Here is a 16,944-nt window from a genome sequence, read left to right on the forward strand (position 1 = left end):
GTAACCGGGCCCGTGCCGTCGGCGGGCTGAGAAGCCTCGGCAGGCGCAGCCTCGGGCGGGAAACTCGGGCTGAGCCTGTATGCGGCACGGCGAGCGGCGCGAAGTAGGCTGGACGGCGGCATCCCACCGTCTTATCGAAGGAGCACACGTATGGGCGCGTACGACGCCGTCATCGAGATCCCCCGCGGCAGCCGCGTGAAGTACGAAGTCGACCACGGCACCGGCCGGGTCTTCCTCGACCGCGTGCTGTTCACGCCGATGGGATACCCCAGCAACTACGGCTTCTTCGAGAACACCCTCGGTGAAGACGGCGACCCGCTCGACGTGCTCGTGCTGCTCGACCGCGACATCTACCCCGGCGTGCTGGCGAAGGTCCGCCCCGTCGCCGTGCTGAAGATGAGCGACGAGGCCGGCGGCGACGACAAGGTCGTGGCCGTGCTGGCGAAGGACCCGCGCTGGGCCCACATCCAGGATGTCGACGACATCGACGACTGGACCAAGAACGAGATCGGCCACTTCTTCGAGCACTACAAGGACCTCGAGCCCAACAAGTGGGTCAAGGTCGACGAGTGGGCCAACGCCGCCGAGGCCGAGCGTCTCGTCGCCGAGGCGTTCGAGCGCTTCGAGGAGCACGAGGGCCAGACCAAGACGCAGGGTGAGGGCGAAGCGCCCAACTCGCTCTGAGTCTCACCCGGAACGACGAAGGAGGGGCGGATGCTGCGGCATCCGCCCCTCCTTCGTCGTTCCGGGCTCGTGAGCGTTGAGGCTCAGACCGAGATGCCGCGGTTGCGCAGGAACGGCGCCGGGTCGATGCGGACGCCGCCCTGGTAGATCTCGAAGTGCAGGTGGCAGCCCTGTGAGATGCCGGTGTTGCCGGCGTAGGCGATGACCTGTCCGGCCGAGACGCGCTGTCCGTATCCGACGTTGTAGCCGCCGTTCTGGATGTGCGCGTACCCCGAGATGATGCCGCCGCCGTGGTCGATCTTGATGTAGTTGCCCCAGTCGCCGGTGTAGGAGGCGTGGACGACCGTCCCGGATGCGGCGGCGTAGATCGGCGCGCCGCAACCGCCGGCGAAGTCGATGCCGCGGTGACCCGTGGTGCAGTACCCGTTCGAGCAGATCGTGCCGCGGTTGCCGAACCACGAGCTGATGTAACCGGGGCCGGGGCGCACCCATCCGGAGGGCTGAACCTGACCGGCGCCACCGCCTCCGCCACCGCTGTTACCGCCGCCTCCGCCGCCGCCGCCACCACCGCTGTTGCCTGCCGCAGCGGCCGCCGCTGCAGCTTCCTGACGACGACGCTCTTCCTCCGCGGCACGGCGGGCTGCTTCTTCGCGCTCGCGCTGCTTGCGGGCCTCTTCGCGGCGACGCTCCTCCTCGACGCCCGCCTGGTAGCCGGCGACCGTGGCCGCCGTCTCGTCCTTGAGCGCCGCGAGCTGAGCCTGGAGGGTCGCCATGTTGGCGGTCTGCTCTTCGAGGGCGGCCTGGGCGACCGCTGCTGCTTCCTGAGCGGCGGCGAGCTTCTGCTCGGCCTCCTTCTGCAGGCGGTCGCGCTCATCGCGGGCGACGCCGGCCTGATCGCTCAGGCTCTGCGCGGTCTCGCGGGCGGCGACGGCATCCGTGTAGATGCCGCGGTTCGCCTGCAGCAGCTTGTCCATCGTGCCGAGTCGGGCGAGCAGGTCATCGGCGCTCGCAGCGGAGTCGGAGAAGAAGAGCTTGAGGCTCGTGTCGTCGCCGCCGTTGCGGTAGAGCTGCGCCGCGAGCTTTCCGGCTCGGCGGGCCGCCTCGAGGGCGGCTGCCGACTGGGCGTCAGCCTGCTCCTGAAGCGAGGTCGCGCGGTACGCGGCATCCTCGAAGTCGGCCTGCGCCTTGGCGTACTCGGCCCCCAGCCGTTCGGCCTCGGCCTGCTTGTAGGCGACGTCGGCGGTGAGGTCGGCGATCAGCTTCTCGATGCGCGCGATCTCGGCGGCTTTCGCGGACTCGTTGCCCTTGGCGCGCTGCACGTCATCCCACGACGGGTAGCCCTCGATACCGAAGGCGGACGGGATGCCGGGGGCGAGGAACGCCGTCGCTGCGACGAAGCCGACGGCGCCGAGACCGAGGGCGCCGCGGCGCGAGATCAGCTGCGAGAGCTTCTTGCTCTCTGCGGGCGTCGGGGCGCAGCCGCAGTCTTCCGGGGAGTCGAGGCTCTCGTATCGCACGCGGGTGATCCTCCATATCGCGTGGGCAACTTCGTTCACAGTAGCAACACCCGTCACATCGCCGAAAGCGTCGGGGGCTGCGTCCGGCGCGCGCGAACCGGGCCATTGTGCCCCGCAGACACGCCCGGGCGGCGGACGCCACGCCCCCGATTCGCACATCGGCGCCGGATCGCATATGCTTGTCCCTCGGTAAGCGTGAACGTTTGACTCCCGGGTCTGGGTTCGCTCGGCCCCATCGTTTAGCGGCCTAGGACGCCGCCCTTTCACGGCGGTAGCACGGGTTCGAATCCCGTTGGGGTCACTCCCACAACTTAATAAGCATGGCCCTGTAGCGCAGTTGGTTAGCGTGCCGCCCTGTCACGGCGGAGGTCGCGGGTTCAAGTCCCGTCAGGGTCGCTCTAAAGCGACGGGCCCTTTGGTTTCCAGAGGGCCTTTCGTCTAGGACATGGCATCTCTGACGCCATGCGGCTCTGTAGCTCAGTTGGTAGAGCGCACGACTGAAAATCGTGAGGTCACGGGATCGACGCCCGTCGGAGCCACACGGACCGTCATTACAACGGCCCCAGAAACCCTCGCCTAGCTTCTACATGGCGGGGGTTTTGCTTTGCCCCGGTGTCGCCGCGCGTCGCGCCGGCCGCCCGGGCGAGGACCTATCGTCGAGGCATGAATGCGTCGCGGCCGCCGCAGAGCCCACGGACGAAGCGCCTCCGCCGCTGGGCCTTGGCGTCAGCGGCGCTCAGTGCCGCCGCGTTCATCGCGTCGATCGTCTTCGCGGGCGTGCTTCCGGCCGCACCTGCACTGATTTACCCGGCGCTGCACTTCGTCGGCCTCGCGACGGGGCTCAACGGGTATCTCCTGTGGCAGCGGTCAGACCCGGCGTACGACTACCGCCAGGAGCCAGCGGGAGACGGTGATCAGTCACACCCGCGAATACACGACTGAGGCGGACCGGCGCGCGGTCACCGGCGCAACGGGGGCGCGGCCACCACGGCTTCGAGTGACGACGACTGCTCCGCCGACACTGATGCGAACCGCTGGATGCCTGCCGCGAGGAGCAATCCGGCGGCCGCGAGCGTCGAGACCCCGATTCCGAGCTGCAACGTCGTGCCGAGGACCATGAGACAGGCCCCGACTGTGACCGCTACGAGCGACCATCGCCGCCCGACCGCGACCCCGGCAGCGCCGACCACCAAACCGATGGCACAAAGACTCAGGCCCGGGACCAGCACCTCGGCCCATGATCCGAGTCCCGTCTCGCCGGCAGGGCGAGCCCCGGTGTAGACCGTGGCGGAATGAAACCCGCACCAGCTGATCCACGCGACCGACCCCGATGCGAACACGATGAGCGTGACCGCGCGACGTCGCGACGGCCCTCCTGCCGCGACGACGAGGCCGACGAGCAGCAGCAATGCCGACATGCCGCCGAGCCCCACCGCGACACCGAAGTACCCGAGGCCGTCGCCGCAGACCCATTCGCCACTGTCTGCCAACGCCCCGCCGGCGCCCCACGAGCAGTTGTAGTGGAGGGTGTCGCGAAACAGAGGGAGCGTCGCGCCAGAACTGAAGACCGCCGACAGCCCGCCGACAACGACGGCGAGCGCCGCAAAGCTGCGAGGCAAGGTACCCACGGTGAAGAGCCGGGCGCCCTTCACTAGGCCACCGGGTCGAGCAGCGTCGGGTCGGCGGGATCGACCGTGCGGGAGTTGCTGACCTTGCGGTCGACGACGTGCTCGCGGATCGTCGAGGCGACCCGACCGGAGGTGTGCTCGAGCATCGCGAGCGTCTCCGCCTTGCGGTCGCCGGTGAGCTTCTCGGGCGTCAGCCAGGCATCCCACGTGTCCGGCGTCAGGAACGCCGGCATCCGGTCGTGCACCTGTCCGCTCGCATCGCGCGCCTCGCGGGTGATGACGACGAAGCAGCGCGTCTTCTCGCCGGTCGGGAGTTCCATCGACCAGGTGAGCCCGGCAGCCGAGAGCAAGCCGTCGCCGTGGAGGAAGTGCGGGGTCTTCGGGGTCTTGTCGCCGGTCCACTCGAAGTAGCCCCGCATCGGAACGATGCACCGAGCCGCGCTGAACGCCGGCGCCCAGAATCCCTGGCCGAGCTTCTCCATCCGCGCGTTGATGATCGGACCGCCCCGCGGGCGATTCGCCGGCTTCTGCCAGTCCCAGCGGACGAGCTCCAGCACCCGCCCTTCGCCCCGGTCGCGGACGATCGGAGCATCCTCGGTCGGCGCGATCGAGTAGGCGCCAGCCCACGATCTCACCCAGTCCTCGGGGTCGCCGCCCTCGGCGACGTACTCCCGGATCAGCTCGTCCGTCTTGGCGTCGTTCGCGAATCGCCCGCACATATCAGCGACCCTAGGACCCGGGGCGGACGGCGTCGAGCAGATACCTCTGCACCTTGGCCGAGGTACGGAGGCACACCGGGCTCAGGCCGGCTCGGTAACCCGGACGAGTCCGCAGTTCAGGCACGACCACGCCACGAGAAACGCCTCGTCGTCGAGGATCTCGAAGCGCAGCGGATCGCCGCAGGTCGGGCAGACCCACGGTGCCGGCTGCGCGCTCACGCGCCATCCCGATCGGTCACCCGCCGAGCCTAAACGCCGCATCGCACCGCCGGGCGAGTGCGACGGCATCGTGCGGCGCCCTCCCCCGCGCGTCGTTGTCGAAATACACCCACACGTCGCGCGGCCGACCGTCGGATGCCGCCGACCCGTCGGCCCATCCTCGGATGCGGTCCGCCCACTCGTCGAGCTCGGCATCGGTGTACCCGCTGGCGTACAAATCGGTCGCGCCGTGCAGCCGGACGTACACGTGCCCCGCTGTCGTGACCTCCTCGAACCGCGGAAAGCGTCCGGCGGTGTCGGCCACCACGAGAGCGATGTCGTGCGAACGCAGCAGCGCGAGCGCGGCATCCGATCCGAACCCGGCCGACCGAGGCTCGAGAGCGTGATGGATCGGACGGTCGTCCTCGATCTCGAGCCACGCCCGCCCGTCGAGGCGCTCGTCGTGCCGCTCGGCGAGCGCGAGCGCCTCGCCGGTCGTCCGCGGTAGAAGCGCCAAGAACTCTGCGAGCACGTCGGCGTCGAACTCCTCGCGTTCGGGCAGCTGCCAGAGCACAGGTCCGAGCTGCCGCCCGAGCGCGAGCACTCCCGAGGCGAAGAAGTTCGCCAGCGCCGTCTCGACACCGCGCAGGCGCAGCATGTGCGTGACATAGCGCGAGCCCTTCACCGCGAAGACGAACGACGCGGGCACCTCGCTCCGCCAGCGCTGGTAGCTCGACGGGCGCTGCAACGAATAGAACGACCCGTTCAGCTCGGCCGTCGACATCCGCTCGCCCACGTATTCGAGCTCGCGCCGCTGCGCGAGTCCCGTCGGGTAGAAGTCGCCGCGCCACCCGGCGTACCGCCACCCGGAGATGCCGACGCGCACCCGACCCGGGGCGGCGGGAGCTGCGTACGCGTTCATGATCCGGCAGTCTTCGCCGCGCCGGCCGGACGCGGAAGGGGGTTGCCCGCCGCGCGGCAGCCGGGAACGCGGGCCGGCGTCCTCAGCCGCGCACCCTAGGATTCGACGGACGCACCGGGCACCACAGGGGGAGTAACGATGGCCGCAACGCGACGTTCGAACGCGCGGCGACAGCGCAGGCGCCGGGTCGTCGGCATCAGCGCGGCTCTCACCGGAGTCCTCCTCGTCGCAGCGGTCGGCGGCTGGTTCACCGTCGCCGCGATGCATCGGACGAGCACGGACCCCGACCCGGCGGCATCCGCGGGCACCCCCACCCCCGGGCCCGAGACGCCGACGCCCGAACCTCTGTCACCGGCGGAACAGCTCGTCGCCGACGCGAACGACCCGAACGCGTGCGCCCTCTCATTCACCGGCGACGCGATCGACATCGCCCCGGTGCTCGAGACGCAGGGAAAGCCGTACGCCTCGCTTCCGATCCCCTCGCGCGAGGGCATGGTGTTCGCCGGCTGGTACGACACCGCCGAGGATGCCGCGGCGCTGTCCATCCCCGGCCGGCTCAACGGTGCGGATGTCGTCGCCTGCGACGCCCAGCAGCGCACGGTGCACGCCGCGTGGATGAGCGCCGCCGACAACACCGCCGCGAAGACGCGCATCCCGATCCTGATGTACCACCAGTTCACCACCAAGCCCGAGGGCGAATCCGGCTGGCTGCGGGGCAACTACGCCTACGTCGGCGACTGGGAAGCCCACCTGCGCTACATCTCCGAGCAGCAGTTCTACCTGCCGACGTGGCCGGAGCTGAGCGCTTTCATCGACGGCAGGCTCTTCCTGCCCGACCACTCGGTGATCGTCACCGACGACGACGCCGATCCGTCGTGGCTCGAGCTCGCCGTGCCGCTGGTGGAGAAGTACCGCGTGATGACGACATCCTTCGTGATCACCGGCAACGGGTCCGGCCCCGAGCTCACGCCGTACGTGCTCAAGCGCTCGCACACCCACGACATGCACGCCGCAGGCGCCGACGGCAAGGGACGCATCGTCACCTGGACGCATGACGAGATCGTCGCCGACCTCGACACCTCGGCGAGCGTGCTGGGCGGAACGAAGGAAGTCGTCGCCTACCCGTTCGGCCACTACAACGACGCCGCCAAGCAAGCGGTCGCCGACGCGGGCTTCGAGATGGCTCGCACCATCGAGCCCGGCTACGTCTCGATCGGAACCGACAAGCTGGCCCTGCCTGTGGTGCGGGTCAACTACGGGATGACCGTGGATGACATCAAGAAGGCCATCGGGTGAATCTCAGGCGATATCCAAAGAGTCAACCGCTTGTACGCATATGAATCCTCAGTACTGTGTGAATTCCCCCGTCCGTTTCGACTTGCGAGCGCTCCATGGATCTGACGATCGTCGTCCCGACCTTCAACGAGGGTCCGAACGTCGTGGAGCTGCTGCGACGGATCGGTGACGCGGTCGATGACCGGATGATCGAGGTCGTCTTCGTCGACGACTCGACCGACGACACCCCCGCGATCATCGAGCGGGCGGCGAAGACCGCCGACTTCCCGGTGCGCCTGGTCCACCGCGACGAGCCGGTCGCGGGACTCGGCGGGGCCGTGGTCGAAGGCATCCGCACCGCGAACTCGTCCTGGTGTCTTGTGATGGACGGCGACCTGCAGCATCCGCCCGAGGACATCCCGCGGCTGCTCGCACGAGCCGACCGCGGCGACGTGGACATCGTCGTGGCCTCGCGCTACATCGCCGGCGGTGACTCCAAGGGACTCGCCGACGCCACGCGAACGACCGTCTCGCGCGCGTCGACGCTGCTGACCAAGGCGATGTTCCCGCGGAAGCTCGGTGAGTGCAGCGACCCGATGACCGGGTTCTTCCTCGTCGACCGCGACACGATCGACATCGACGCGCTGCGTCCGCGAGGCTTCAAGATCCTGCTCGAGATCCTCGCGCGCCGCCACATGCGCGTCGCCGAAGTGCCGTTCGCCTTCGCGCCGCGATACGCCGGCTCGTCCAAGGCGACCTTCACGCAGGGCATCCGGTTCCTCACGCAGCTGCTCATGCTCCGCTTCGGACGGATGTCGGCGTTCGCCCTCGTCGGCGGTGTCGGCGCGATCGCGAACCTCGTGATCATGTGGGGTCTCATCCGACTGGGGATGGACTATCTGCCGGCATCCATCATCGCCAGTGAGATCACGATCATCGGCAACTTCCTGCTGCTGGAATACCTCGTCTTCTCCGACATGCGCTCGGAATCGGGCAGTATGACGCAGCGGTTCGTGAAATCGTTCGCGTTCAACAACGCCGAGGCGATCATCCGGATCCCGGTGCTGTGGGTGCTCGTCGAGAACGCGCACATCCCGAGCGTCATCGCCGCCGGACTGACCCTGATCGCGGCGTTCGTCGTGCGCTTCGTGTTCCATGCGCTCGTCGTCTACGCGCCCAAGAGCCAGCGGGTGCCGGCAGTGCTCGAGGCCGCCCCCGAGCGCGCCCGCGCCGCCGAGTACTGAGCGGACGTACCCTGGAGGCATGACCGCTTCCACCGACACGATCACGATGTTCGGCGCCGACTGGTGCCGCGACTGCCGCCGCACGAAGGCTCAGCTCGACGAGCTCGGTGTCGACTACACCTACATCGACCTCGAGGCGGAGCCCGCCGCAGCCGATGTCGCGCGTGAGATCTCGGGCCGCACGCAGATCCCCGTGGTGGTCTACCCCGACGCGACGCACCACGTCGAGCCGAGCAACGACGACGTCGCAGCCAAGCTGCGCGAGCTCTCGCTCATCTGACCCGCGCGCTCTGCGCTCTCTGCGCCGGGCGCGGATGCAAGACATCCGGGCCGACACCCCGCGGCGGATGCCGTTCGGCCGGGGTGTCGGGCCGAATCCCTTGCATCGCGGCACGCGGGCCTCAGCCCGGGGCCGGGGCCGGGCCGGGCCGACGGACAGGCGAGCACTGATAGGCTGAGGGTTCTTGCGGCGCGCTCGCGCCGCACGCGTCGTAGAACGCCTTCCGCCCCACCGGGTCACGACCGGCACCCCGCGGACTCTTTCGTACGGCGACCCCGCATGCGCACCCGCATCCGGGCCACCGATCAGGGCGACGACGTGCGCCCGGAGAAACGCTCCCTCATGACTGACACCACTTTCCGCACGCTCGGCGTGCCCGCTCCCCTCGTCGAAGCCCTCGCGAAGGACGGCAAGACCACCGCCTTCCCGATCCAGGTCGACACCCTGCCCGACACGCTCGCCGGACGCGACGTGCTCGGTCGCGGCAAGACCGGCTCGGGCAAGACGCTCGCCTTCTCGATCCCGATGGCCGCGCGCCTCGGCGGCGAGCTGGCCGGCGGCAGCCGCCGGGCGACCCGCATCCTGGGCCTCGTCCTCGCCCCCACCCGCGAGCTCGCGACGCAGATCAACGCGACCCTCGAGCCACTCGCGGCGGCCTACGGCATGAAGACGACCACCATCTTCGGCGGCGTCAACCAGAACCGTCAGGTGCAGGCGCTCAACGCCGGCGTCGACATCGTCGTCGCCTGCCCGGGCCGCCTCGAAGACCTGCTGCAGCAGCGCCACCTGACCCTCGACTCGGTCGAGATCACGGTGATCGACGAGGCCGACCACATGGCCGACCTCGGCTTCCTCCCCGCCGTCACCCGCATCCTCGACAAGACGCCGCGCGACGGGCAGCGGATGCTGTTCAGCGCGACGCTGGACAACGGCGTGGACAAGCTCGTCAAGCGATTCCTGCAGAACGAGGTGCTGCACTCCGTCGACGAGGCGCACTCGCCCGTCGCGGCGATGACCCACCACGTGTTCCACCTCGCCGGGGCCGAGGAGAAGAAGGATGTCGTCAAGGCGCTCGCCTCGGGCATGGGCCGCCGAATCCTCTTCACCCGCACCAAGCACGCGGCGAAGAAGCTCGCCAAGCAGCTGACCTCGCAGGGAATCCCCTCGGTCGACCTGCACGGCAACCTCTCGCAGCCGCAGCGCGACCGCAACCTCGCGGCGTTCTCGTCGGGCACCGCGAAGGTGCTCGTCGCGACGGATGTCGCCGCGCGCGGTGTGCACGTCGACGACGTCGAGCTGGTCGTCCACGTCGACCCGCCCATGGAGCACAAGGCGTACCTGCACCGCTCGGGTCGCACCGCCCGCGCGGGCGCCGAGGGCGCCGTCGTCACCCTCGTGATGCCGGGCCAGGAGCGCGACGTCAAGGATCTGCTCCGCAAGGCCGCCATCGCCGTCACCCCGGTCACGGTCACGGCCGAGTCGCCCGAGGTCGTCGCCCTCGTCGGAAAGGTCGCGCCGTACGTGGCTCCGGCCCCCGTCGAGGTCGCACCCCGCGGCACGAGCCAGGGCGCCAACGCCCAGCGCAAGCGCGCCGCACGCGATGCTCGCGAGGGCGGTTCGTCGAACGGCGGTGGTCGCTCCGCCGGTGGCCGCGGTCGCGGCGGACGCGGGCAGGGTCAGGGCGCTGCCGGTGGTCGCGACGGCCAGGGCGCACGCTCGGGCGGTCAGCGCGACGCGCAGCAGAGCCGTGGTGGACAGCAGTCCGCGCGCGGCGGCCAGACCGCCGACCGCGCACCCCGCGAGACGCGCGATGCCGCTCCCGCGGGCAACCCGCGCCGCACCGGCCGTCGCGCCTCGTCGAACGGCGGCGCCGCGGGCGGCAAGCTCATGGTCGGCTCGGTCGTGCGCCAGAACAGCGCCGGCCGCCGCGGCGGTCGCTGACCCGCAGCATCCGGCTCACCCCGGCATCCGGCGCTGACCCGGCCCGGTCCGGCCGCCGAGAACGCACGCTCGCCGCGAGAACGCACCCTTGACCGTGCTTTCTCGCGGCGACGGTGCGTTCTCGGCGCGCACAGAGCCCGAACTCAGCGTCGTGCGCATCGATCTCGGCGGTGACCTCGGCGACGCGACGGTGCACACCGCCCGGCGCGGGCCATCCCGCCGAGAACGCACGCTCGCCGCGAGAACGCACCCTTGACCATGCGTTCTCGCGGCGGCGGTGCGTTCTCGGCGGGCGCGGCGGGCGCCGCGCGCGGCTCAGACCGAGAGCGCGAACTCGGCGTCGAGGGCGTCGATCTCGCGGGTGATCTCGGCGACGCGACGGGCGCGCTGCTCGGCGGGGAGCCAGGATGCCTCGAACGACGAGATCGCCATGCGGCGGACCTGCTCGTGGGTGGCGCCGATCTGGTCCGCGACGATCCCGTACTCGGCGGCGAGAGTCGTGGGGAACATGCCCGGGTCGTCGGAGCACGGGATGACGTTGAGTCCGGCCTCCAGCATCGCGGCGATCGACGCCCGACGCCAGGGCCGCCACGAGCGACGCGACGTGGTCGAGGCCACAGTGAACGCGACCTGGTCCTCGCGCATCCGCTCGACGACGGCGTCGTCTTCGAGCACGTAGTAGCCGTGGTCGATACGGTCGCAGCCGAGCAGGTCGAGGCACGTGATCGTGTTGACGGCGGTCGGGGCGTGCTCCGACGAGTGCGCGGTACGGCCGAGCCCGGCCTCGCCGGCGAGGCGATAGGCGTCGACGAAACGCTCGGGCGGACCGGCGGTCTCGAGGTTGTCGAGGCCGATGCCCGCGACGTACGGATGCGGGTTGTCGACGACGCGCCGGACGACCGCGAGCGCCTCCTCGCCGCTGCGGCTGCGGTCGATGCCCTGGATCATCAGCCCGGTCATGCCGAAGTCGCGCTCGGCCATCCGGATGCCCTCGGCGTACGCCTCGACGGCCCCGAGATATCCGAGCGACTCGAGGTGCGGCGGCAGCGCGTCGAAGAAGAGCTCGAGGTGACGGGTGCCGCTGCGACGGTGGGCGTCCTCGAAGGCCTCGTACACGATGCGGGTCAGGTCGCCGGCATCCCGGAGCACCTCGACCACCCAGTTCGACACCTGGAAGAGCGAGTACGACACCTCGGGCTCGTCGGCGGCGCGCTGCTGCGGAACCGGGATGCGCGTGTCGCGGTACAGCGCCGGGTCGGGCGGCAGCGAGTTGATGTCGGCGAAGATGCGCTCGGGGTCGGCGGGCAGCTCGAGCGACTCCCGGCGGGCGAGCTCCGCGAACGTCGACGCGCGCACGGTGCCGATGAGGTGGCAGTGCAGGTCGGCCTTCGGCAGGCGCTGAAGGTACTCGGCGGGGAGGGATGCTGCGGAGGTCATGGTGCCGTTCGTGCGTCGTGAAGCGATGCGGTCGGAGAACCGCGGGAAGAAGCCCGGCCGCCGAGGATGGGGGGTGCTCGACGGCCGGGCGGTCTGGATCAGCGCGAGGCGACCTCGCGCGCGAACCGCTCGACCCACTGCGCACGGTTCGGGACGATCTCGGCCGGGTCGAGCGTGGCGTAGCCCGCCGCGATCGGGTCGGCGGCGATGTCGCCGACGACGGCGGTGATCTCGGCGGGGATCGTCGCGTCGAGGGCGACGGGCAGGTCGCCGACGATCTCGGCCGATGCCGTCTGCGCCTCGACCGAGAGCAGGTAGTCGATGAAGGCGTACGCGCCCTCGAGGTTCTTCGCGCCGCTGGGGATCATGGCGCGGTTGGTCGCCATGTAACGGCCCTCGGCGGGCGCGGTCCACGCGACGGGCTCGCCGGATGCGATGAGCGTCGTGGCGAAGCCGCTGAGGGCGTCGGCCGCGACGATCTCGCCCTGCGTGAGGAGGTTGGTGACCTCGGTCGACGACGAGTAGAACTGCAGGATGTTCGGAGCCCATCCGCCGATCGTCGTGTAGGCGGTGTCGATGTCGTAGGGGCCGTCGCCGAAGGTCGAGGCGACGCCCGAGACCGCGAGCTGTCCGGCCGTCACCGCGATGTCGGGGAAGGCGAGGCGGCCGCTGTAGGCGGAGTCGGCGTAGAGCGACCAGTCCGCCGCCTGCGCGGCATCCAGTTCATCGGTGTTGTAGAGCGTGCCGTTGAGCTGGTAGCTGTAGGCCGGCCCGTCGTAGCCCTCCTCGACGGCGAAGTCGGCGATCTTCGCGAGGTTGGGGACGTCGGATTCGTCGAAGTCCTGGAACAGGTCCTGCTCCTGACCGGATGCCGCGAACGTGTCGGAGATCAGCATGACGTCGATGCCGGCGTCACCACCGGCGAGCTGCAGCTGCGACAGGCGGTCGGCGTTCGAGCCGGTCTCGATCTCGACCGTGATGCCCGTCTTCTCGGTGAAGGGGTCGACGATCGCCTCCTGGAACTGCTCGACCCCGAACGGGAACGCGCTGACGACGATCGAGTCGCCCGAGGCGTCGTCACCGGAGTCTCCCGAGCCGCCGGAGCAGCCGGTGACGACGAGGGCCGTGGCGGCGACGGCGGCGGATGCCGCGAGGACGCGGCTGGTGCGGGTGCGGATCATGCGGGTTCCTCTCGGAGCTCTGCGGGCGGGCCGCAGGGGCGCGGGTGCTGGTGCTGGTGCGGGTGCGGGTGGAACGTGTGGAGCGGGATGTCTGCGGAGGTCAGGCCGCGAGACGGATGAGACGGGCGGTGGGAGCGGTGACGGTGACCCGGTCGCCCGGGCGGGCGGCAACGGCCTCGTCGCGAACGTCGGCGATGAGACGCACGGCCGCGCCGGTGGCGTCGGCGGTCTCGACCGTGACGAGACGGTCGACCCCGCGGTAGGCGACGTCGAGCACGACTCCGTCGAGCGCGAGCCCGGTGCCGTCGGCGGGGAGTCCGAGAGCGAGATGCTCGGGGCGCACGGTCATGAGCGTCCCGTCCGCCGCGGCGAGGAAGTTCTCGTAGCCGAGGAACTCCGCGACGAAACGGTTCGCGGGGGCGGTGAACACCTCCGACGGTGCGCCCTCCTGCATGATGCGGCCATCGCGCATGAGGACCATGCGGTCCGACATCTCCAGAGCCTCGTCCTGGTCGTGCGTGACGAGCACGACGGTCAGGCCGGTCTCGGACTGGATGCGGCGGATCTCGGCGCGCATCTGCACGCGCAGGCGCGCGTCGAGGTTCGACAGCGGCTCGTCGAGCAGCAGCAGGGTCGGGCGGATGGCGATGGCGCGGGCGAGAGCCACGCGCTGCTGCTGCCCGCCCGAGAGCTTCTTGGGCCGGCTGGCCGCGAGGTGGCCGAGGCCGACGAGGTCGAGCGACTCCTCGACCCGGCGACGGCGCTCCGCCGCCGGGACCTTGCGCAGCTTCAGACCGTATCCGACGTTCTCGGCCACGCTCATGTGCGGGAACAGGGCGTACGACTGGAACACCATGCCGAGCCCGCGCCGCTCGGGCGGGGTGCGGGTCGCATCGGCGCCCGCGATCATGATGCGGCCCGAGGTGGGCTGCGTGTAGCCCGCGAGCATCCGCAACGAGGTGGTCTTGCCGCATCCGCTCGGCCCGAGCAGCGTCGTGAGCTGCCCCGAGGGGATGGCGAGGTCGATGTCGTCTACGGCGGTGAAGTCGCCGAAGCGCTGGGTCACCCCGACGAACTCTGCTGCGGTGGTCATCGGTTGATCCCTCCGAAGATGCGGGCGAAGCCGACAGTGCGCTCGGCGATGACGGCGATGACGACGGTGCCCGCGAGGATGATGGTGCTCGTGGCCGCGACCATCGGGTCGTAGCTCTGCTGGACGTAGTCGAGCATGGTGACGGGGAGCGTGCGGAAGTCACGGCTCTGCAGCAGCAGCGACAGCGGCACGTTGTTGAACGAGGTGACGAAGCTCAGCAGCCCCGCCGAGAAGATGCCGGGTCGCAGCAGCGGCAGGGTCACGGAGAAGAACGCGCGCAGCGGCGAGGCGCCGAGGCCGCGAGCAGCCTCCTCGATGCCCGGGTCGGCGAGCGCGAGCGACGCCCCGGTGACGCGCACCGCATAGGGCAGCATCAGCACGGTGTGGCCGATGAGCAGCACCGGGAAGTTGTCGAGCCGCAGGCCGATCATCAGCTGCTGGTAGAGGGCGAGTCCGACGACGAGCTCGGGGACGATGAGCGGCGAGAGGAACAGGCCCTCGACGAGTCCCTTGCCGGGCAGCCGGCCGCGGTGGATCGCCAGCGTCACCGGAACGCCGATGAGCAGCGCGAGCACGGTCGCGATGAGGGCGAGCTGGAGGCTCGACAGCAGCGCGCTGATGAACGGGTCGTAGTTCAGCGCCGCCTCGAACCACTGCAGCGAGAAGCCCTCGGGCGGGAAGCGCAGGGTGCGTCCGCCCGTGAACGCCGTGGCGACCACGAACAGGATCGGCACGATCATGATGATGTAGCCGGCGACGGCGAGGGATGCCGCGACGGGACGACTCGTCTTCACGCGGTGGCCCCCCGTCGTCCGGCGACGGCCGACAAGCCCGACACGGCGAAGACGAGGACCGTCATGATGATGGCCGTCGCGCTGGCCGCCGCCCAGTCGATCGTCACGCTCGAGTACGAGTAGAGCTGGGTCGACAGCATCCGCTGGCTCGATCCGCCGAGCAGGTAGGGGGTCGTGTAGGCCGTGACGCTGCCCGCGAAGACGAGGGTCGACGCGACGACCATGCCCGGCGCCGAGAGCGGCACGACGATGCCCCAGAACGTGCGGGTGCGGCTCGCGCCGAGACCGCGCGCTGCGTCGTCGAGTCCGGGATCGACCTGCGCGACGGCGGAGTAGCAGGAGATGATGGCGAGCGGCAGGAAGAGCTGGGTGAGGCCCAGTACGATCGCGAGCTCGGTGTAGAGCAGCTGCGGCGCCCGGTCGACGAGCCCGAGTCCGGTGAGGAGCTGCCCGATCGCCCCGTTGGAGCCCAGCAGCACGAGCCAGCCGAAGGTGCGGACGACGTTGCTCAGCAGCAGCGGGAAGATCGCGAGGGCGAGCAGCACACCCGACCAGCGCGAGGTCGAGCGGGCGAGCAGATAGGCGATCGGGAACCCCAGCACGATGCAGATCACCGTGACGATGAGGCCGAGCCCGACGGTGCGCCCAATGATCGCGAGATCGAACGGGTCGGTCAGCATCCTGCCGAGACGCTCGAGGATGTCGACGGGGCTGACGCCGGGCGGGGCGAACAGCATCGCGATCGACGGGATGAGGAACCCCGCCAGCAGGAGCGCCAGCCCGGGGAGGGCCAGCAGTCCGGTGCGGCGTGAAACCACGAGCGAACTCCGTTCGTGCGAAGGGTGCGGGCGCAACCGGTTGCGCAACCGGTTGCTCCTACCGTAGAGCCCGAGCGGGGCGCGTCGCGACCATTCGTGTTAACACCGTGTAAAACCGCGGTTCGGCGGCGACGCAACCGGTTGCTTCCGCTCAGTAGGATGAGCGGACCGTCGCTCCCTGCGGCGGCGGGACGAAGGGGGCGCGGTGACGACACTCGCCGATGTCGCCGCGCACGCGGGTGTGTCGAAGTCGACGGCATCCCGGGCGCTCAGTCGCCCCGACCTCGTCGCGCCCGAGACGGTCGCGCGGGTGCGCGCCGCGGCCCAGACGCTCGGCTTCATCCCCAATCGAGCGGCGAGCCACCTCGCCCGAGGACGCAGCGGCATCGTCGCGCTCGTCGTCCCGACCCTCGACAACGCCTTCTTCACGCCGATCATCGCCGGGGCCCAGGAGCGCGCCCGCGAGTCGGACCTGCAGCTCACGGTCGCGGTGCACCGGCTCGACGACGTCGACGGGCTCGACGGATTCGAACGCCTCGCCCGGCAGGTCGACGGCTGCATCCTCGTCGCCCCGCGCGGTCCCGACGACATCGTCCGCGCCGCCGGCGCCTTCGGACCGACGGTCCTCGTCGACCGCGAGATCGAGGGCATGACCTCGATCGTGGCCGACACCGCGAGCGCCTTCGCCGAGCTCGCGACGCGCCTGGCCGGCGCCGGTCACCGCGGGATCGTGTACCTCGGCGGTCCGGACGGCTCGTGGCAGGACCGGCAGCGCTCGGCCGCGATCGAGGCGGCGGTCGGCGAGCGCGTCGAGCTGACTGCGCTCGGCCCCTTCCCGGCGACGTTCGCGGCGGGTGTCGCGACCGCCGACGCGGTCATCGACTCGGGCGCGACCGCTGTGGTGCCTTATGCGACATCCATCGGCCTCGGTCTCGTCTTCGCGCTTCGCGCCCGCGGCGTCGCCTCGCCCGGCGAGATCGTCGTCAGCGCGGAACGCCTGGTGGCCGAGGCGATCGGGGCCGACGACGTGCCCGCGATCGACGTCGACGGTGACGAGCTGGGCCGCGAGGCGATGGCCGCGCTCATCCCGATGCTCGCCGCGCCACCGGCCGCCCCCACCCGCCGACGGCTCGGCGTGTCGGTGCACTGGCCCCCGGCCCACCCCGCCGAGAACGCACTCTCGTCGCGATAACGCACCCTTCTCGGTACGTTC

The 16,944-nt window shown here is 70.3% G+C and carries 18 protein-coding genes and 3 tRNA genes; 11 read left to right on the forward strand and 10 right to left on the reverse strand.

The window, feature by feature from the left end:
• The first annotated feature begins 150 nt into the window (after positions 1-150).
• The gene (locus tag C3481_RS08010) at positions 151-684 is read left to right on the forward strand and encodes an inorganic diphosphatase (protein WP_064956402.1); all 534 of its coding nucleotides are present in this window, start codon (positions 151-153) and stop codon (positions 682-684) included.
• An 83-nt stretch (positions 685-767) separates the two neighbouring features.
• Here C3481_RS08010 and C3481_RS08015 read toward each other — a convergent pair whose 3' ends face one another.
• On the reverse strand, positions 768-2,201 hold the full coding sequence (locus tag C3481_RS08015) for a M23 family metallopeptidase (RefSeq protein ID WP_071918665.1): 1,434 nt from the start codon (positions 2,199-2,201) through the stop codon (positions 768-770).
• A gap of 228 nt (positions 2,202-2,429) precedes the next feature.
• Between C3481_RS08015 and C3481_RS08020 the strand changes: the two genes are divergently transcribed.
• From C3481_RS08020 to C3481_RS08035, 4 genes are all read left to right on the forward strand, one after another.
• Positions 2,430-2,502, forward strand: a tRNA-Glu gene (locus tag C3481_RS08020).
• Positions 2,503-2,523: 21 nt separating this feature from the next.
• A tRNA-Asp gene (locus tag C3481_RS08025) sits at positions 2,524-2,597 on the forward strand.
• A 70-nt stretch (positions 2,598-2,667) separates the two neighbouring features.
• Positions 2,668-2,740: transfer RNA gene (locus C3481_RS08030), tRNA-Phe, on the forward strand.
• A 124-nt stretch (positions 2,741-2,864) separates the two neighbouring features.
• On the forward strand, positions 2,865-3,143 hold the full coding sequence (locus C3481_RS08035) for a hypothetical protein (protein ID WP_146053634.1): 279 nt from the start codon (positions 2,865-2,867) through the stop codon (positions 3,141-3,143).
• Between the two features lie 17 nt (positions 3,144-3,160).
• On the opposite strand, the gene C3481_RS08040 is transcribed toward C3481_RS08035, so the two are convergent.
• From C3481_RS08040 to C3481_RS08055, 4 genes are all read right to left on the reverse strand, one after another.
• Positions 3,161-3,820, reverse strand: a complete 660-nt coding sequence (locus tag C3481_RS08040) for a hypothetical protein (protein WP_146053635.1) — start codon at positions 3,818-3,820, stop codon at positions 3,161-3,163.
• A gap of 32 nt (positions 3,821-3,852) precedes the next feature.
• Positions 3,853-4,548: an SOS response-associated peptidase gene (locus C3481_RS08045; protein WP_103841548.1), complete on the reverse strand. Its 696-nt coding sequence runs from the start codon at positions 4,546-4,548 to the stop codon at positions 3,853-3,855.
• Positions 4,549-4,629: 81 nt separating this feature from the next.
• A complete protein-coding gene (locus C3481_RS08050; protein ID WP_199484999.1) occupies positions 4,630-4,767 on the reverse strand; it encodes a hypothetical protein in 138 nt (45 codons plus the stop codon).
• A gap of 16 nt (positions 4,768-4,783) precedes the next feature.
• Positions 4,784-5,668 (reverse strand): DUF72 domain-containing protein, encoded by an 885-nt coding sequence (locus C3481_RS08055; protein ID WP_103841551.1) that lies wholly within the window; start codon positions 5,666-5,668, stop codon positions 4,784-4,786.
• A 138-nt stretch (positions 5,669-5,806) separates the two neighbouring features.
• Here C3481_RS08055 and C3481_RS08060 point away from each other — a divergent pair, with 138 nt between their 5' ends.
• The 5 genes from C3481_RS08060 to C3481_RS16510 all read left to right on the forward strand — a co-directional run bounded on the left by C3481_RS08060 (position 5,807) and on the right by C3481_RS16510 (position 10,664).
• On the forward strand, positions 5,807-6,964 hold the full coding sequence (locus C3481_RS08060) for a polysaccharide deacetylase family protein (protein ID WP_103841553.1): 1,158 nt from the start codon (positions 5,807-5,809) through the stop codon (positions 6,962-6,964).
• A 95-nt stretch (positions 6,965-7,059) separates the two neighbouring features.
• Complete coding sequence (locus C3481_RS08065; protein ID WP_023952953.1) at positions 7,060-8,187, forward strand: glycosyltransferase family 2 protein; 1,128 nt, start codon at positions 7,060-7,062, stop codon at positions 8,185-8,187.
• Positions 8,188-8,206: 19 nt separating this feature from the next.
• Positions 8,207-8,467 carry a glutaredoxin domain-containing protein gene (locus C3481_RS08070; protein WP_023952954.1) on the forward strand — a complete coding sequence of 87 codons (261 nt, stop codon included), beginning with the start codon at positions 8,207-8,209 and terminating at the stop codon, positions 8,465-8,467.
• A 342-nt stretch (positions 8,468-8,809) separates the two neighbouring features.
• The gene (locus tag C3481_RS08075; RefSeq protein ID WP_103842091.1) at positions 8,810-10,408 is read left to right on the forward strand and encodes a DEAD/DEAH box helicase; all 1,599 of its coding nucleotides are present in this window, start codon (positions 8,810-8,812) and stop codon (positions 10,406-10,408) included.
• Between the two features lie 88 nt (positions 10,409-10,496).
• Complete coding sequence (locus C3481_RS16510; RefSeq protein ID WP_181021893.1) at positions 10,497-10,664, forward strand: hypothetical protein; 168 nt, start codon at positions 10,497-10,499, stop codon at positions 10,662-10,664.
• A gap of 59 nt (positions 10,665-10,723) precedes the next feature.
• On the opposite strand, the gene C3481_RS08080 is transcribed toward C3481_RS16510, so the two are convergent.
• From C3481_RS08080 to C3481_RS08100, 5 genes are all read right to left on the reverse strand, one after another.
• Entirely contained in the window at positions 10,724-11,845 is a 1,122-nt protein-coding gene (locus C3481_RS08080) for an adenosine deaminase (RefSeq protein WP_023952958.1), read from the reverse strand.
• 98 nt (positions 11,846-11,943) lie between these two features.
• Complete coding sequence (locus C3481_RS08085) at positions 11,944-13,026, reverse strand: extracellular solute-binding protein (RefSeq protein ID WP_103841554.1); 1,083 nt, start codon at positions 13,024-13,026, stop codon at positions 11,944-11,946.
• Between the two features lie 100 nt (positions 13,027-13,126).
• On the reverse strand, positions 13,127-14,119 hold the full coding sequence (locus tag C3481_RS08090; protein ID WP_103841556.1) for an ABC transporter ATP-binding protein: 993 nt from the start codon (positions 14,117-14,119) through the stop codon (positions 13,127-13,129).
• Positions 14,116-14,913 carry an ABC transporter permease gene (locus C3481_RS08095; protein WP_023952964.1) on the reverse strand — a complete coding sequence of 266 codons (798 nt, stop codon included), beginning with the start codon at positions 14,911-14,913 and terminating at the stop codon, positions 14,116-14,118. The genes C3481_RS08090 and C3481_RS08095 overlap by 4 nt, the downstream gene beginning before the upstream one ends.
• Positions 14,910-15,731 carry an ABC transporter permease gene (locus tag C3481_RS08100; RefSeq protein ID WP_036304705.1) on the reverse strand — a complete coding sequence of 274 codons (822 nt, stop codon included), beginning with the start codon at positions 15,729-15,731 and terminating at the stop codon, positions 14,910-14,912. The genes C3481_RS08095 and C3481_RS08100 overlap by 4 nt, the downstream gene beginning before the upstream one ends.
• A 205-nt stretch (positions 15,732-15,936) precedes the next feature.
• Here C3481_RS08100 and C3481_RS08105 point away from each other — a divergent pair, with 205 nt between their 5' ends.
• Positions 15,937-16,923, forward strand: a complete 987-nt coding sequence (locus C3481_RS08105) for a LacI family DNA-binding transcriptional regulator (RefSeq protein ID WP_064956414.1) — start codon at positions 15,937-15,939, stop codon at positions 16,921-16,923.
• Positions 16,924-16,944 lie beyond the last annotated feature (21 nt).

Source organism: Microbacterium sp. Ru50, from assembly GCF_002920555.1.
GTDB classification, from domain to species: domain Bacteria; phylum Actinomycetota; class Actinomycetes; order Actinomycetales; family Microbacteriaceae; genus Microbacterium; species Microbacterium arborescens.

Bases quoted from the DNA above. Each gene is read 5' to 3' on its own strand.
- C3481_RS08010 (WP_064956402.1), top strand. From the start codon at position 151: ATGGGCGCGTACGACGCCGTCATCGAGATCCCCCGCGGCAGCCGCGTG.
- C3481_RS08035 (WP_146053634.1), top strand. From the start codon at position 2,865: ATGAATGCGTCGCGGCCGCCGCAGAGCCCACGGACGAAGCGCCTCCGC.
- C3481_RS08045 (WP_103841548.1), bottom strand. From the start codon at position 4,548: ATGTGCGGGCGATTCGCGAACGACGCCAAGACGGACGAGCTGATCCGG.
- C3481_RS08055 (WP_103841551.1), bottom strand. From the start codon at position 5,668: ATGAACGCGTACGCAGCTCCCGCCGCCCCGGGTCGGGTGCGCGTCGGC.
- C3481_RS08060 (WP_103841553.1), top strand. From the start codon at position 5,807: ATGGCCGCAACGCGACGTTCGAACGCGCGGCGACAGCGCAGGCGCCGG.
- C3481_RS08065 (WP_023952953.1), top strand. From the start codon at position 7,060: ATGGATCTGACGATCGTCGTCCCGACCTTCAACGAGGGTCCGAACGTC.
- C3481_RS08070 (WP_023952954.1), top strand. From the start codon at position 8,207: ATGACCGCTTCCACCGACACGATCACGATGTTCGGCGCCGACTGGTGC.
- C3481_RS08075 (WP_103842091.1), top strand. From the start codon at position 8,810: ATGACTGACACCACTTTCCGCACGCTCGGCGTGCCCGCTCCCCTCGTC.
- C3481_RS08080 (WP_023952958.1), bottom strand. From the start codon at position 11,845: ATGACCTCCGCAGCATCCCTCCCCGCCGAGTACCTTCAGCGCCTGCCG.
- C3481_RS08085 (WP_103841554.1), bottom strand. From the start codon at position 13,026: ATGATCCGCACCCGCACCAGCCGCGTCCTCGCGGCATCCGCCGCCGTC.
- C3481_RS08090 (WP_103841556.1), bottom strand. From the start codon at position 14,119: ATGACCACCGCAGCAGAGTTCGTCGGGGTGACCCAGCGCTTCGGCGAC.